We start from the raw sequence: 14852 nt of genomic DNA on the forward strand, positions 1-14852 counted from the left end.
CTCAGCGGGAGCAGGTCGCCACCGTCACGACGCCGCCGCCACCAGCCGGGCGTACTCCCCGCCGGCGGCGAGGAGATCGGCGGGCGGGCCCTGCTCCACGACGCGGCCGTCGGCCATGACCACCACGCGGTCGGCCCCGGACGCGGTGTGCAGCCGGTGCGCGATCGCGATCACAGTGCGGCCCGCGAGCACGCGCTCGAGCGCGTGTTCGGTGCGCCGCGCCGAGGCGGTGTCGAGCAGCGAGGTGGCCTCGTCGAGCACGACCGTGCCGGGGTCGGCCAGCACCACCCGGGCGAGCGCCAGCCGCTGCGCCACGGTCGCCGGGACGGGCCGGGCGCCCGCACCCACGACCGTGTCCAGTCCCTCGGGGAGCGCGGCGGCCCACGGCGCCAGCCCGACGACGTCCAGGGCGGCGAGCAGGTCGCCGTCGGTGAACGACCCGGCGGGTAGCAGCAGGTTGTCGCGCACGGTGCCGGTGAACACGTGGTGCTCCTGGGTCAGGAGCAGGACCTCGGAGCGCAGCGTGTCGTCGTCGAGCGAGGTGACCTCGCGCCCGCCGAGCCGCACCGACCCGACGTCGGGAACCGAGATCCCGGCGATCAGCCGCGCGAGCGTCGACTTGCCCGCGCCCGAGCCGCCGACGAGCGCCCACCGCTCGCCGCGCGGGACCCGGAGGTCGATCCCGCGCAGCACCGGACGCCCGCTCCGGTAGGCGAACCGGACGTCCTCGACCTCGAGGCCCGCCTCGGTCCGTGGCCCGCCTGTCGCGACCGGCGGCCGCGGCGGCACGCGCACGCCGAGCACCCGCCGCAGCGCCACCGAGGCCACCATGAGGTCCTCGACCCACCACAGCGCCGTGTCGAGCGGGGTGGCGAGGGCCTGGGTGTAGACGACCATCGTGGTCACGGTCCCCAGCGAGACGAGGCCGTGGGCGTAGGCCCGGCCGCCGAGCAGCAGCACCGCGGCCACCGGCAGCACGTGGGAGATGTCCAGCCAGGGGGTCCAGCGGACGTGCAGGGCGCGCAGGTCGCGTTCCCGGTCGATGCCGCCGTCGAGCGCCGCATGGTCCCCGCGGCGGCGCGGCGCGATCCGTCCCAGCGCGTCCAGGGTCCGCGCCCCGGAGCTCGACTCGTGGGCCCGCGAGGCCAGCACCGCCCAGGCGTCGAGCATCCGTTCCATCGCCGCGGGCAGGCGGCGCCAGAGCCACCGGGTCGGGAGGACCACGGTCGGGACACCGACGAGGAGGGCCAGGGCGAGCAACGGCGACGTGATCACCATGGCGGCGATCGTCAGCGCCACCGTGACCGCCGCCGTCACCACCTCGGGCAGCCCCTGCCGCAGGGCGGAGTCGACCCGGTCGAGGTCGGTGGTGGCCCGGGAGAGCAGCGCCCCGGTGCCGACCGCCTCGACCTGCCCGAGCGGCAGCGCCACTGCCCGGTCCACGAGCTGGGTGCGGTTCGCCGCGAGCAGGTCCTCCCCCAGCGCGCCGGCGCGCCACCGCGCCGCCCGCCGCAGCCAGGCCGTGACGAGCAGCGCGACGAGGAAGACGCCGGCCAGGACGTCGATGCGCGACGTCGAGCCCGGCCCGGCTGCGACCTCGTCGACGATCGCGCCGAGCAGCTGCGGGCCGACGAGGCCGGCGGCCGCGGCCGCCAGGAACAGACCCGTCGTCGTCAGGACCCGGCCGCGGCGGGCGCGCAGGACGGATCCGGCCCAGCGCAGCGCCTCGCGGCCGGAGGCGTAGCCGAGAACGGCGGTCGTCACGGGATGCTCCCTTCGAGCGTGCGGGCGAGGTCCACGGTGCGGTCGGCGACGTGTCGCCACGGCGCGGTCTGGGCGAGGACGACGGTGGTGCGCCCCCGTCGCCGGGCCGCCACGCGGGCGGCGATCCACGCCTCGGTGTGGGCGTCGACGGCGGACGTGGGTTCCTCCAGCACCAGCACGTCCGCGTCGGTGAGCAGGACCCGGGCCAGCGCGAGGCGCTGGCGCTGCCCGCCGGAGACCTCGCGGCCACGTTCGCCGAGGACCTCGTCGAGCCCGTCGGGGAAGCCGTCGACGATCTCGGTGGCGGCCGCGGCGTCGAGCGCCTCGGACACGGCGAGCTGTCCCCTCGGGTCGAGCTCCGCGCGCAGCGGCCCGGAGAACCACAGGTCCTCGGGCCCGGCGTGCACCACCCGGCGGCGCATCTCGGCGAGCGCGACGTCGTCGCCGGCGCGGTCGTCGACCATGCCGCCGTCGACGAACCGGGCGAGGCGCGCGGCCACGGCGGCCGCCTCCGCGCCGGCGTCGACGACGACGAGCTCGCCCGGCCGCACCGTCAGACCCGTCGCCGGGTCGGCCAGCCCGAGCGCACCGGCCGGCAGGGGCGTGGCGTCGTCACCCGGGTCGCGGAGCAGCGGTCGCAGCGCGAGCAGGCGGGCCACCTTCTTCGCGCCCGCCCGGGCGGAGGCCAGGGACGCCGCTGCCTCGGTCGCCGTCGTCACGGGGACCACCAGGAAGGCGGACGCGCCGTAGACCGCCACCAGCTCCCCGGGGCCGAGGGTCCCGGCGACGGCGAGCCGCGCGCCGAGCCAGGTGATGACGACGAGCACCAGGCCCGGCAGCAGCACCTCGGCCGCGGCGAGCGAGGCGGTGCTGCGGGCGACGTCGAGCCCGGCGAGGCGGACACGCGCCGTGGCGTCGGCGAAGCGGCCGGCAAACCGGGCCTCGCCGCCGACGCCGCGCAGGATCCGCAGCCCGGCCACGATGTCCGCCGCCAGCGCGTTCACCGCTGAGAGCTCGGTGCGCTGCGCGTCCCGGCGCCGTTGCAGCGGACGCAGGAGCGGTCCGATCCCGACGACGGCCAGGGGCACCCCGACCAATGCGACCGCCCCGAGCAGGGGCGAGCGGCCCAGCAGGCCGACACCCACCACTGCGAACGCGACGACCGACCCGACGAAGCGGCCCGCGGTGTCGAAGAGGTTGCCGATCTTGTTGAGGTCCGAGGTGGTCACCGCGGTGACGTCACCGCTGCTCACCTGCGGGGTGAGCGACGCCCCGAGCCCGAGGACGTGCGTGGTGAGCCGACGTTGGGTCCCCGAGGCGGCGTGCAGCCACATCCCGTGGGAGGCGAAGTCGAGGGCGCCCCCGGCGGCCATCTGCGCAAGACCGAGGGCGACGACGAGGCCGGCGCCCCACCACAGAGCGCCGACGTCCCCGCCGGCGATCCCGGCGTCGACCGCGTCGCCCGCCACGAGGGGCACGAGGGCGCCCGGGACGAGCCACAGGGTGCCGAGGACGACGGTCGCTGTCGCGAGACCCGGCCGAGCGCGAGCAGCAGCCCGGTCGCGGTGGGCGGATCGTCGAGACGGAGCTCCGGGGCCGGGTAGGGCCGTCGGGCGGGGAGTCAAGTGTGGGGACGCACGGCCTCGACGCTAGGTCGGGGCCCGCCCCGCCGCGACCGGGTTTCCCGGCCCGTCCGCCCTCAGTACTGCTGGACCGACTCGACGCCCGGCAGGCCCCGGACGGTGTCGGCGAAGGCGTCGCACTCGTCGGTGGTCAGCGCGACGGTGCACGTGATGCTGGTGCAGGAGACACCCTCGTGGACGTCGACCGCGAAGTCCGGGACGCGGTAGCCCAGCTCGCACAGGCTCGAGGCGAGGGACATGACGCCGGTCATCCCGCCGGTGGTGACCATCGTGAACGGCCGGGGCAGACGCGAGGCGCGGCGGCCGGGCCCGTTGACGGCGCGCTCGATGGCGGCGGCGGGGATACGGGCGGGCTCGAGCGTGGTCATGGCGGTGCTCCTGGGACGTGCTGGGATCCGCTGTCTGGAATCCGAGCCAGGTCTCGGGAGGTCCTCCACGGGTGCTCACGGCGGCGCGCCATGGTGTGCGCGCCGGGAGCCTGGCTCACCCGACGCGCTGGGGTACTACCTCTGCCCGCGCGATCATGACGACGATGTTACTCGGGCCACGTGACCGCGCAAGCGGAGGGGTCCGGCGCCTCCGGCTACGGGTGTACCAGGATCTTGACGTTGGACTCCTTGTGGTCGATCAGCTCCCGGAAGCCCTGGTCGACGATGTCCTCGAGCGCGATGCGGCCGGTGATGAACTGCTCGACGTCGACGGTGCCGCTGCGGATCAGCTCGATCACCTCCTCGTGCCGGTTGGCGTAGGCGAGCGAGCCGACGAGGGTGATCTCGGAGAACACCAGCGAGTTGACGTCGAAGGTCGCGGGGTGGCCCCAGATCGACACGTTCACGCAGGTGCCGCCGGGCTTCGTCGACGCGACGGCACTGGCGAGCACCTGGTCGATGCCGGCGCACTCGAACGTGACGTCGGCGCCGCGGCCGCCGGTGAGCTCCCGGATCGCCTCGGGGACGTCGACCTCGGTCGGGTCGAGCACGTGGTCCGCGCCCGCCCCCGGGGCCTTGGCCTTCCGGGCGTCGGCCGGCTCCACGACGATGACCTGTCCCGCGCCGGTGGCGCGCAGCGCGGCCGCCGTCACGAGCCCGATGGGACCGGAGCCGAACACCGCCGCCGTCCCGCCCCGCTCGAGGCCGGAGAGCTTCGCGGCGTGGTAGCCGACGGCGAGCGGCTCCACGAGGGCGCCCTGCTCCGGGGTGAGGCCGTCGATGCGGTGGGCCCAGCGCGCGTCGACGACCATCCGCTCGGCGAACCCGCCCTGGTCGCCGTCAAGGCCGATGAACCCGAGCTCCCGGCAGATGTTGTAACGGCCGTCGCGGCAGGCCACACACGTGCCGCACACGTCGTAGGGCTCGACGACGACCCGGTCGCCCTCGGACAGCCCGGTGACGCCCTGGCCGACCTCGGCGATCACGCCCGAGAACTCGTGCCCGAGCGTGATCGGCACCGCGCCGCCGGTCAGCGGGTGCGGGGCGGCGTCGGTCGGCGCGAAGATCGGGCCGTCGAGGAACTCGTGCAGGTCGGTGCCGCAGATCCCGCACCACTCCACCGCGACCTGCACCTGGCCGGAGCCGGGGTGCGGCTCGGGGATGTCCTCGACACGGACGTCACCGCGTCCGTGGAACCGGGCAGCCTTCATGCGGTCCTCCTCGCTCGGGTGACCTCATCCCAGGCGAGTGACCCCGGTCACGGGAACCGTTGCAGCCGTGTTGCAGCCCCGAACAGACCGGTCATGACGTCGGGTCCGGGCACCTCGACCGCGACGCCCGGCGCGATGCGGTAGGGCCGGGCGACGACCAGGTTGCCCAGCACGCGGCGCAGGCGCGAGAGCTCGGCGCGCACCGTCACGAGGTGGTCGGCGTCGTCGTAGAGCGCCCGGCTCAGGGCGGCGGCGTCGAGGCCCGTGGGCCCGGCCGCCATGAGCAGCGCGAGGATCTGCAGGTGGCGCCGCGACAGCGTGTGTCGCCACGTCTCGCGGCCCTCGACCACGGCGACGGGCGGTTCGGCGGCCAGGTCGAGCCGCAGGCGCGTGGACCCCCCGCCGCCCGTCGGGTGGAGCAGCCACCCGCCGGGGACCGGCTCGGGCAGGCACGCCCCGAGGCCGTGCACGAGCATCACCTCGCCCGCCCGCGGGACGCCGACCCGGTCGCGCGGGGAGAGCCCCGTCGCGCCGGCGACCCACCCGTGGTCGTCCACCACGAGCGCGGGCCCGCGGTGCCGGGCGAGCAGCGGGGCCGCGACGGAGCGCAGGGAGTCGAGCCGCTGCTCGTGCTGGGACCACAGCCCCGACTCCGCGAGCCGGACGGCGGTGTGGACGAGAGCGACCGTGGTCGGGTGCACGGTCGGCGCGGGCCCCGAGAGGTCGACGACGCCGAGCATCTCCCCCGTCCGCGGGTCGTGGATCGGGCTCGCGGTGCAGGTCCACGGGTGTTGGGCGCGGGCGAAGTGCTCGGCGGAGAACAGCTGTACCGGGGCGTGCTCGGCGAGGGCCGTGCCGATGGCGTTGGTGCCGACCGACCCCTCGGTCCAGTCGGCGCCCGGCGAGAACCCCAGTCCCTCCGCCAGCCGCGCGACTCGGGTCGCGCCCTCCCGCCACAGGACGAACCCGTCCGCAGCGGTGATCACCATGATGTGTTCGGCGTCCTCGGCCACCGCCGTCAGACTGGCTCGCAGCTGCGGCAGCACCCCCGAGATCGGCGACTCGGCGCGGCGCCGCTCGACGACCTCGGGCCCGGCCGGGTCGGGCAGCGACCGCACGTCCGGGGTGACCCCGAGCGCGACCATCCGGTCCCACGAGCGGGAGACGACCCGACGCAGTCCCGCCGTCACGCGCGCGCCCGACAGACGTGCGTCGTGGGCCTGGTGGAGCAGGCGCGCATGCTGTCGGAGGTCGGTACTCCGCGTCACCGCGCAGACGCCGTCGTCCACCACGTGCACCTCCAGTGGCCCGCAGCATAACCGGGCGGGTGGCCCGGCACACAGCTTCCCGACGGCGGGTGGGGGCGGCCTCGGGCAGGCTCGCGGCGTGGACGTGCGGCGGGCGGTCGTGGGAGACGCGGAGGCGATGGCCGGGGTCGTCGCCGCGGTGGCCCCGGAGGACAGGCTCGGGGCGCAGCCGCCGGTGGACGTCGAGGCGCGGGCCGCGGGGTTCCGGGATCTCCTCGCGGGCGAGGGGGCGGCCTGGGTGCTCGTCGACGGCGGCGCGGTAGTGGGCTACCTGTCGCTGACGCCCCGCACCCGGGGCGTGTTGGGGCTCGGCATGGCGATCCTCGCGGCGGGTCGGGGTCGTGGCGGTGGGCGGGCGCTGGTGGACGCGGCGCTGGGGTTCGCCCGCGCCGGCGAGGCGCACAAGGTCGACCTCGAGGTGTGGCCGGACAACGCGCGGGCGATCGCGCTGTACAGCGCGACGGGCTTCGTCGTCGAGGGGCTGCGCGACCGGCACTACCGTCGCGCCGACGGGACGCTGCGCTCGTCGTTGATCATGGCATGCCGGACGGACTGAGCCCGCTCCGCCTCCCCCCGCGGGAGTGGCATCAGGCAGCTTGCCGGGCGCCCGGACATGCCTGATGTACACCTCGCCGGTACGGGCGGGTTCTCCCTCGGCGAGGTGGGCACCCACGGCCGGTGACCGAACCGCTGTTCCCCACGGAGGAGGAGTCGCCGACGCCCGCCGTCGCCGTCTCCGAGGCGTCGACCCTGGAGGACCTGCGCGAGCGGGCCGCGGGCTGCACCGCCTGTGAGCTGTACGAGGGCACCACCGGCACGGTGTTCGGCGTCGGCCCGACGACGGCGCGGCTGATGTTCGTCGGCGAGCAGCCCGGGGACCAGGAGGACCGGCAGCTCTCGCCCTTCGTCGGGCCGGCCGGGAAGTTGCTCGACGACGCCCTGGTCGAGGCGGGGATCGCCCGCGAGGACGCCTACGTCACCAACGCGGTGAAGCACTTCTCCTTCCGGCGCCAGGGCAACCGGCGCATCCACCAGACGCCGAAGGTCGGGCACGTCCGCGCCTGCCGGCCGTGGCTCGACGGCGAGCTCGCGCTGGTCCGCCCGCACGTCGTGGTCACCCTCGGGGCCACGGCGGGCAAGGCGCTCCTCGGCTCGTCGTTCCGCATCACCGGCGAACGCGGGACCGCCCGGGAGTGGGAGGGCACCACGCTGGTACCGACCATCCACCCCTCGGCGATCCTGCGTGCCGACCCCGCCCGCGGCCAGGACGGCGACGAGATGCGCGCGGGCTTCGTCGCCGACCTCCGCGTGGCGGCCGCGCTCCTGGCCTGAGGACCTGGCCCGAGGACCTGGCCCGAGGAGACCGGCTACTTCACGCCGGCCGCGTCCATCCCCCGCATCTCCTTCTTGAGGTCGGCGATCTCGTCGCGCAGGCGCCCGGCCAGCTCGAACTGCAGGTCGCGGGCCGCGGACATCATCTGGTCGGTCAGCTGCTGGATGAGGTCGGCCAGCTCGGCGCGAGCCATCCCGCTGGTGTCGCGGTGCTCCACGACACCGGAGTGGCCCCGGGTGCCACCGGCCTCGCCCGCGGCGCGCCGACCGCGCGAGGCGTTGCGCCCGGACCCGCCGATCTCCACCTCGGTGTCCTCGGCCTCGCGGTAGACGCGGTCGAGGATGTCGGCGATGTTCTTGCGCAGCGGCTGGGGGTCGACACCCCGCTCGGTGTTGTAGGCGATCTGCTTCTCGCGGCGCCGGGCCGTCTCGTCGATCGCGTACTGCATCGACTCGGTGATCTTGTCCGCGTACATGTGCACCTGGCCGGACACGTTGCGGGCCGCGCGGCCGATCGTCTGGATCAGCGACCGCTCGCTGCGCAGGAAGCCCTCCTTGTCCGCGTCGAGGATCGCCACCAGCGACACCTCGGGCAGGTCGAGGCCCTCCCGGAGCAGGTTGATGCCGACCAGCACGTCGTACTCCCCGGCGCGCAGCTGACGCAGCAGCTCGACGCGGCGCAGGGTGTCGACCTCGGAGTGCAGGTACCGCACCTTGATCCCGAGCTCGAGCAGGTAGTCGGTGAGGTCCTCGGCCATCTTCTTGGTCAGTGTGGTGACCAGCGTGCGCTCGTCCTTCTCGACGCGCGCCCGGATCTCCCCCACGAGGTCGTCGATCTGGCCCTTGGTGGGCTTGACGATCACCTCGGGGTCGACCAGGCCCGTCGGGCGGATGACCTGCTCGACGAACTCGCCGCCGGCCTGGCGCATCTCGTAGTCGCCCGGTGTCGCCGAGAGGTACACCGTCTGCCCGATGCGGTCGGCGAACTCCTCCCACGTCAGCGGGCGGTTGTCGGTGGCACTCGGCAGGCGGAACCCGTACTCGACGAGGTTGCGCTTGCGCGACATGTCGCCCTCGTACATGCCGCCGATCTGCGGCACGGTCACGTGCGACTCGTCGATGACGAGCAGGAAGTCGTTCGGGAAGTAGTCGATGAGCGTGGCGGGCGCGGTGCCCGGGCCACGGCCGTCGATGTGCCGCGAGTAGTTCTCGATGCCCGAGCAGAACCCGACCTGGCGCATCATCTCGATGTCGTAGGACGTGCGCATGCGCAGCCGCTGCGCCTCGAGCAGCTTGCCCTGGTTCTCCAGCTCCGCGAGCCGCTCCTCGAGCTCCTGCTCGATGGCCTTGATGGCGCGCTCCATGCGCTCGGGCCCGGCGACGTAGTGGGTGGCCGGGAAGATGCGCACGTCCTCGACCTGCCGCACCACGTCGCCCGTGAGCGGGTTGAGGTAGAAGAGCGCCTCGACCTCGTCGCCGAAGAACTCGATGCGGATCGCGAGTTCCTCGTAGGCGGGGATGATCTCCACCGTGTCCCCGCGGACGCGGAAGGTGCCGCGGGCGAACGCCATGTCGTTGCGGGTGTACTGCACGTCGACCAGCGCCCGCAGCAGCGTGTCGCGGTCGATCTCCTCCCCGACCTCGAGCTTCACCGACCGGTCGAGGTAGGACTGCGGCGTGCCCAGGCCGTAGATGCACGACACCGACGCCACCACCACGGTGTCGCGGCGCAACAGCAGGTTCGAGGTGGCGGAGTGGCGCAGCCGCTCGACGTCCTCGTTGATCGAGGAGTCCTTCTCGATGTAGGTGTCGGTCTGCGCGATGTACGCCTCGGGCTGGTAGTAGTCGTAGTACGAGACGAAGTACTCGACCGAGTTGTTCGGCAGCAGCTCGCGGAGCTCGTTGGCCAGCTGGGCGGCCAGCGTCTTGTTCGGCGCCATCACCAGCGTCGGCCGCTGCACCCGCTCGATGAGCCACGCCGTGGTGGCCGACTTGCCGGTGCCGGTGGCGCCGAGCAGCACGATGTCGTGCTCCCCGGCCCGGACCCGCCGCTCCAGCTCGTCGATCGCGGCCGGCTGGTCGCCCGCCGGCTGGTACGGGCTGATGACCTCGAACGGCACCCCGGTGCGCTCGATCTCGCCGATCGGCCGGAACTCGGACTCGGCCAGCGCGTCCTCGGGCAGGCCCTCGGGGTTGTCGAGCAGGGTGCCCGACGAGTTCTCGTGCTGGTCACGGGCGGCCCCGGGGACCTCGGTCGCGAACGCCATGACACGAGGCTAACCCGACCCCCCGACAATCACGATTTCCCCAGCTCAGAGGCGGATCAGGACCCGCAGTCACACGAGCAGCAGTCGCCGCACGAGGAGCAGTCGTCACAGCAGTCGCAGGAGCACTCGGAGCAGTCGACGCAGTCCGAGCACCGCCCGCAGGGGTTCTGCCGCGGCTGCCCCGACCACGGCCCCACGAACTCGTCCGCGCAGCACAGCTGCCCGGTGCAGCACAGGCCGGCCGCGGCCGCGCAGCCCGCGAGCAGACCCCGCCGCCCCGGTCCCGACGGCGGGTCCGGCGGCCCTCCGTCCGGCGGCTCCTCCCCCGGCGGCTCCCCACCGGGCGCGGCCGGGTCCCACGGCGCCAACGGCTCCCGGGGTCCTGCCGCCCGCTCCACCGCGCGCCCCGTCTCGTGCACCAGCAGCACGTGCGCGAGCCGCCGGGCCGGACCCGGCACGAACGACACCCGCCGCAGGGCCGCCCCGATCTCGGCGACCGTCGCCCGGCACTCCCCCGACGCCCCCGACCGCGACACCCCGGTGGCCGCCAGCGGGTTCCACCGGCCCCGGGCCGCGTCGTCGTCGAGGTCGGCCACGGCGTCGAGCAGGTGCGCGAGGCGTCCGAGGAGCCGGCCCGCCTCGTCGAGCGGAGCCGCGTTCCCCGGACGACCGGCGAGCACCGCGGTGTGCGCGAGCGCCGCGCCGACCGCCGCCTCCGTCGGTGCGGTGACCGCCCGGAGCGACGACCCGACCCGCGCCTCCACCTCCCGCTGCCGGGCCGGCACGGCGAGCAGGGCCGCGGGATCGAACCCGAGGTCCGTCGCGACCGAGGTCCCCGCCCGCGACCACCGCGTCGCGAGGTGCTTCCCGACGACGGCGGCGGGGCGCGAGGCGAACGCACCGTCGCGGTCCTCGACGTGGTCGGCCACCCGGTCCGCGGCCAGCAGGAGGGCGGTCGACGCGGCGAGTCGGGCGCCCTCCCCGGTCACGACCGTCGCCGGCCGCATCCCCCGCAGCGGACACGGGCCGGCCCGCCGGGTGCCGACGACGCCCTGCGCCTCCCCGAGCACCGAGACGACCAGCGCGTCCACGTGCGTGGTCACCCGGGCCGGCTGCCCCGCCCCGTCGCGGAGCGCCAGGCACAGGCCGCACAGGTGCGACGACCAGAGTCCGTGCAGCTCGGGGCCCAGGTGATGGCGACACGGACGGAGGAAGCCGAACACCGGCACAGGATCACGGTGGCCGTCGGTGTCCACCAGCGTCCGTTCGAGCGACAGCCGACCCGGCCCTCCCGCGCGCTACCGACGGTCGTCGTTAGGGTCCCGCGGCGTGGCGCTGCATCCCCCGAAGGTCGAGACGTTCGCCGTCGCCGAGGGCACGAACACCGACCCGAAGGGCTTCGTCCGGGCCGTCGACCTCTACCGCACCACCCCGTTCGGCCTCTACCTCGCCCGCCCGATGCCCGACCACCCGTCGCTCACGCACATGCGTTCGTGGCTGCTGCCCGACCTCGGGATCCGGGTCACCGACTTCAGCTTCAAGCCCGGGTTCGAGCGGCTGCAGGACTTCTACGTCGACATCGCCGACGTGACCCGCGACGGCGACGTCTGGACGACCACGGACTTCTACCTCGACCTCGTCGTCCACACCGGTGAGCGGACCGAGCTCCTCGACGTCGACGAGTACGTCGAGGCCGTCGCCGCGGGGGTCCTCGCTCGGGAGGCGGCCGAGCGGGCCCTCACCACGGCGACGACGACGTACGCGAGTATCGCCGAGCACGGGCACGACCTCGACGCGTGGCTCGCGACCCGCGGCATCGTCCTCGACTGGCCCTGGCGTTGAGGCGCGGCGCCGGACCCGCTCAGCACAGGCGTCAGGCCCGCTGAGCCTCAGCGTCAGGCCCGCTGATCGTCCCGCGCGGACAGCAACTCCGACGCGAGGTCGGAGGCCTCCGGCGCGACCACCACGCGTGCCGGGCGGGCAGGGTCGGCGCTGCCGAACCGAGCGCCCTCCACCCGCGGGAACCCGATGCCCCCGAAGGGACCCACGAGCTCGTCGGGCGAGGAGGCGCTCAGCACCAGCAGGTCGATGACGTCCGGGGCCGACATCCTGGGCACGGCGGTCGGACCGACGTGCTCCACCCGCGCGACCTGCTCCCGGCCCGCGAGCACGAGCCGGGCGGCCAGCCGTCGGGCCTGGTCCGGCCAGGTCGGGTCGGCCGGCACCGCGTCCTCCGGCCACGTCGTGGCCGTCCTGGCGCGCACCGCGGCCTCGAAGGGGACGAGCCGGTCGGACCACAGCGTCCCCACGCTGGCGCGGACCTCGTCCTCGGAGCCGACGTTGTCGATCCACACGTCCGCGGCCGCCCGCCGCGCCTCGGTCGTGGCCTGGGCCCGGATCCGCGAGCGGGCGTCGTCCTCGGACATCCCCCGCGTGCGTCCCAGCCGCTCCACGCGCACGTCCTCGGGCGCATCCACCACGACGACGAGCGCGAACGCCGCGCCCATGCCGTTCTCCACGAGCAGCGGCACGTCGTGCACCAGCACCGCGTCGGACGGGGCGGCCGCGACGAGCTCCCCGGTCCGCCGGCCGATCCGGGGGTGCAGGATGCCGTTCAGTCGCGCCCGGGCCTCGTCGTCGTTGAAGACGATCTTCCCGAGCGCGGGCCGGTCGAGCGCCCCGTCGGCGTCGAGCACGTCGGGACCGAACGCCTCCACCACCGCGGCCAGCCCGTCGGTCCCCGGCTCGACGACCTCGCGGGCGATCTTGTCCGAGTCCACGATTACGGCACCCAGCGACGCCAGCTCCGAGGCGACCGTCGACTTGCCCGCCCCGATGCCCCCGGTCAGTCCCACACGCAGCACGGCGCGCAGTCTGCCCTAGCGGCGATCTTCCCGTCGCTCCGCTCGCCCCCGGGTCACGCGAGCGCCGCGTGCCTCGCCGTCGCGAAGAAGGTCTCGAACAGCCCGCGCCGCGCGACGGCCGGCACCCCGAGGGCGACCGCGACGGCGACGTGCTCACCGGCCCAGGTGAGACCGGTGGACCCGAGACGGTGCCGACCGGACCGACGACGCCACGAGAACATGCCGACCCCCTGGGACTGGTGTGACTAGCGGGACGAAAGATACCCGAGTGACCCGACCGTGGCACCCCCGACACGACGACGGGCCCCCATCCCCGCAGGGATGAGGGCCCGTCGACCAGTGCTGTCAGGCGCTCAGGCGATCAGTTGCCCGAGAGCTTCTCCCGCAGCGCGGCGAGCTGCGCGTCGCTGGCGAGCGACCCGGCGCCGGACTGCGACGGCGGGCCCTGGCCCGGGTCGTCGTCGTCCCGCGGCTCGGCGGACTCGTCCGCCGGACCACCCGAGGAGTAGTTGGCCGGGGCCGCCTCGGCGGCCTCCGCCTCCTGCTCGGCGGTGCGCTGCAGCTGCGCGACGTGCTGCTGGTAGCGGGCGTACGCCGCCTGGTACTGGCGCTCCCACTCCTCGCGCTGGGACTCGAAGCCCTCACGCCACTCCCCGGAGTCGGGGTCGAAGCCCTCCGGGTAGATGTAGTTGCCGGCGTCGTCGTACTCGGCGCCCATGCCGTAGAGCGCCGGGTCGAACTCGGTCTCCGGCGTCATGCCCTCGTTCGCCTGCTTCAGCGAGAGCGAGATGCGGCGACGGTCGAGGTCGATGTCGATGACCTTGACCATGACGTCGTTGCCGACCTGGACGACCTGCTCCGGCACCTCGACGTGGCGCTCGGCCAGCTCGGAGATGTGGACCAGGCCCTCGATGCCCTCGTCGACGCGCACGAACGCACCGAACGGCACGAGCTTCGTGACCTTGCCGGGCACGATCTGGCCGATCTGGTGGGTCCGGGCGAACTGACGCCACGGGTCCTCCTGCGTCGCCTTGAGCGACAGCGAGACCCGCTCGCGGTCCAGGTCGACGTCGAGGACCTCGACCGTGACCTCCTGGCCGACCTCGACGACCTCGGAGGGGTGGTCGATGTGCTTCCAGGACAGCTCGGAGACGTGCACCAGACCGTCGACCCCGCCGAGGTCGACGAAGGCGCCGAAGTTGACGATCGAGGAGACCTGACCCTTGCGGATCTGGCCCTTCGCGAGCTGGTTGAGGAACTCGCTGCGCACGGCGGACTGGGTCTGCTCCAGCCAGGCGCGGCGGGACAGGACCACGTTGTTGCGGTTCTTGTCCAGCTCGATGATCTTGGCCTCGATCTCCTTGCCGACGTACGGCTGGAGATCGCGGACGCGGCGCATCTCGACCAGCGACGCGGGGAGGAAGCCGCGGAGGCCGATGTCGAGGATGAGACCACCCTTGACGACCTCGATGACGGTGCCCTTGACCGGCTCGTCGTTGTCCTTGAGCTGCTCGATCGTGCCCCAGGCGCGCTCGTACTGCGCGCGCTTCTTGGACAGGATCAGCCGGCCCTCCTTGTCCTCCTTCTGGAGGACGAGGGCTTCGACCTCGTCGCCGACGGCGACGACCTCGTTGGGGTCGACATCGTGCTTGATGGACAGCTCACGCGAGGGGATGACGCCCTCGGTCTTGTAGCCGATGTCGAGAAGGACCTCGTCGCGGTCGACCTTGACGATCGTGCCTTCGACGATGTCGCCATCGTTGAAGTACTTGATCGTCTCGTCGATGGCAGCGAGGAAGTCCTCTTCCGACCCGATGTCGTTGACAGCAACCTGGGGGCTGCTGTGGCTCGGGGCGGTGTGGGTGTCGATGGACATACGGTGGGTGGCTCCGGGATGGGCAGGTCTCGGTCAGGTGGACAGGTGGTTCAACCACGAGGGCGGACGTCGTCCTGACGCGCTGGTTCGGCACCCGCGGGGACCGAGGGGATCGCTGCCCACCGGAGCCGACCGGACAGGGCGAGACCACTGACGTGGA

The 14852-nt window shown here is 73.9% G+C and carries 13 protein-coding genes; 3 read left to right on the plus strand and 10 right to left on the minus strand.

Annotated features, from left to right (window positions below):
• Positions 1-24: 24 nt before the first annotated feature.
• From A3CO_RS0118680 to A3CO_RS0118700, 5 genes are all read right to left on the minus strand, one after another.
• Entirely contained in the window at positions 25-1764 is a 1740-nt protein-coding gene (locus A3CO_RS0118680; RefSeq protein ID WP_018333767.1) for an ABC transporter ATP-binding protein, read from the minus strand.
• Positions 1761-3233, minus strand: coding sequence for an ABC transporter transmembrane domain-containing protein (locus A3CO_RS35020; RefSeq protein WP_245561535.1), 1473 nt, complete (start codon positions 3231-3233; stop codon positions 1761-1763). The genes A3CO_RS0118680 and A3CO_RS35020 overlap by 4 nt, the downstream gene beginning before the upstream one ends.
• A 230-nt stretch (positions 3234-3463) precedes the next feature.
• Complete coding sequence (locus A3CO_RS33080; RefSeq protein WP_018333769.1) at positions 3464-3775, minus strand: hypothetical protein; 312 nt, start codon at positions 3773-3775, stop codon at positions 3464-3466.
• Between the two features lie 215 nt (positions 3776-3990).
• Positions 3991-5046, minus strand: coding sequence for a 2,3-butanediol dehydrogenase (locus A3CO_RS0118695; protein ID WP_018333770.1), 1056 nt, complete (start codon positions 5044-5046; stop codon positions 3991-3993).
• Between the two features lie 47 nt (positions 5047-5093).
• Positions 5094-6335 (minus strand): GAF domain-containing protein, encoded by a 1242-nt coding sequence (locus A3CO_RS0118700; protein ID WP_018333771.1) that lies wholly within the window; start codon positions 6333-6335, stop codon positions 5094-5096.
• A 97-nt stretch (positions 6336-6432) separates the two neighbouring features.
• On the opposite strand from A3CO_RS0118700, the gene A3CO_RS33085 reads away from it, so the two are divergent.
• Positions 6433-6909: a GNAT family N-acetyltransferase gene (locus A3CO_RS33085; protein ID WP_018333772.1), complete on the plus strand. Its 477-nt coding sequence runs from the start codon at positions 6433-6435 to the stop codon at positions 6907-6909.
• 122 nt (positions 6910-7031) lie between these two features.
• Positions 7032-7685 (plus strand): UdgX family uracil-DNA binding protein, encoded by a 654-nt coding sequence (locus tag A3CO_RS0118710; protein ID WP_018333773.1) that lies wholly within the window; start codon positions 7032-7034, stop codon positions 7683-7685.
• Positions 7686-7720: 35 nt separating this feature from the next.
• Here A3CO_RS0118710 and uvrB read toward each other — a convergent pair whose 3' ends face one another.
• Together uvrB and A3CO_RS0118720 are read right to left on the minus strand one after the other, a co-directional pair.
• Entirely contained in the window at positions 7721-9952 is a 2232-nt protein-coding gene (uvrB, locus tag A3CO_RS0118715) for an excinuclease ABC subunit UvrB (RefSeq protein ID WP_018333774.1), read from the minus strand.
• A gap of 56 nt (positions 9953-10008) precedes the next feature.
• On the minus strand, positions 10009-11208 hold the full coding sequence (locus A3CO_RS0118720; protein WP_342663168.1) for a DUF5685 family protein: 1200 nt from the start codon (positions 11206-11208) through the stop codon (positions 10009-10011).
• Positions 11209-11281: 73 nt separating this feature from the next.
• Between A3CO_RS0118720 and A3CO_RS0118725 the strand changes: the two genes are divergently transcribed.
• Positions 11282-11794 carry a ribonuclease FAU-1 family protein gene (locus A3CO_RS0118725; protein ID WP_018333776.1) on the plus strand — a complete coding sequence of 171 codons (513 nt, stop codon included), beginning with the start codon at positions 11282-11284 and terminating at the stop codon, positions 11792-11794.
• A 53-nt stretch (positions 11795-11847) separates the two neighbouring features.
• On the opposite strand, the gene coaE is transcribed toward A3CO_RS0118725, so the two are convergent.
• The 3 genes from coaE to rpsA form a co-directional block, all read right to left on the minus strand.
• A complete protein-coding gene (coaE, locus tag A3CO_RS33090) occupies positions 11848-12816 on the minus strand; it encodes a dephospho-CoA kinase (protein ID WP_051085997.1) in 969 nt (322 codons plus the stop codon).
• Between the two features lie 53 nt (positions 12817-12869).
• On the minus strand, positions 12870-13037 hold the full coding sequence (locus A3CO_RS38255; protein WP_018333778.1) for a hypothetical protein: 168 nt from the start codon (positions 13035-13037) through the stop codon (positions 12870-12872).
• 140 nt (positions 13038-13177) lie between these two features.
• Positions 13178-14692, minus strand: a complete 1515-nt coding sequence (rpsA, locus tag A3CO_RS0118740) for a 30S ribosomal protein S1 (protein ID WP_018333779.1) — start codon at positions 14690-14692, stop codon at positions 13178-13180.
• Positions 14693-14852: the final 160 nt, after the last annotated feature.

Source organism: Actinomycetospora chiangmaiensis DSM 45062 (assembly GCF_000379625.1).
Lineage (GTDB): Bacteria > Actinomycetota > Actinomycetes > Mycobacteriales > Pseudonocardiaceae > Actinomycetospora > Actinomycetospora chiangmaiensis.

Bases quoted from the DNA above. Each gene is read 5' to 3' on its own strand.
- A3CO_RS33080 (WP_018333769.1), bottom strand. From the start codon at position 3,775: ATGACCACGCTCGAGCCCGCCCGTATCCCCGCCGCCGCCATCGAGCGC.
- A3CO_RS0118695 (WP_018333770.1), bottom strand. From the start codon at position 5,046: ATGAAGGCTGCCCGGTTCCACGGACGCGGTGACGTCCGTGTCGAGGAC.
- uvrB (WP_018333774.1), bottom strand. From the start codon at position 9,952: ATGGCGTTCGCGACCGAGGTCCCCGGGGCCGCCCGTGACCAGCACGAG.
- A3CO_RS38255 (WP_018333778.1), bottom strand. From the start codon at position 13,037: ATGTTCTCGTGGCGTCGTCGGTCCGGTCGGCACCGTCTCGGGTCCACC.
- rpsA (WP_018333779.1), bottom strand. From the start codon at position 14,692: ATGTCCATCGACACCCACACCGCCCCGAGCCACAGCAGCCCCCAGGTT.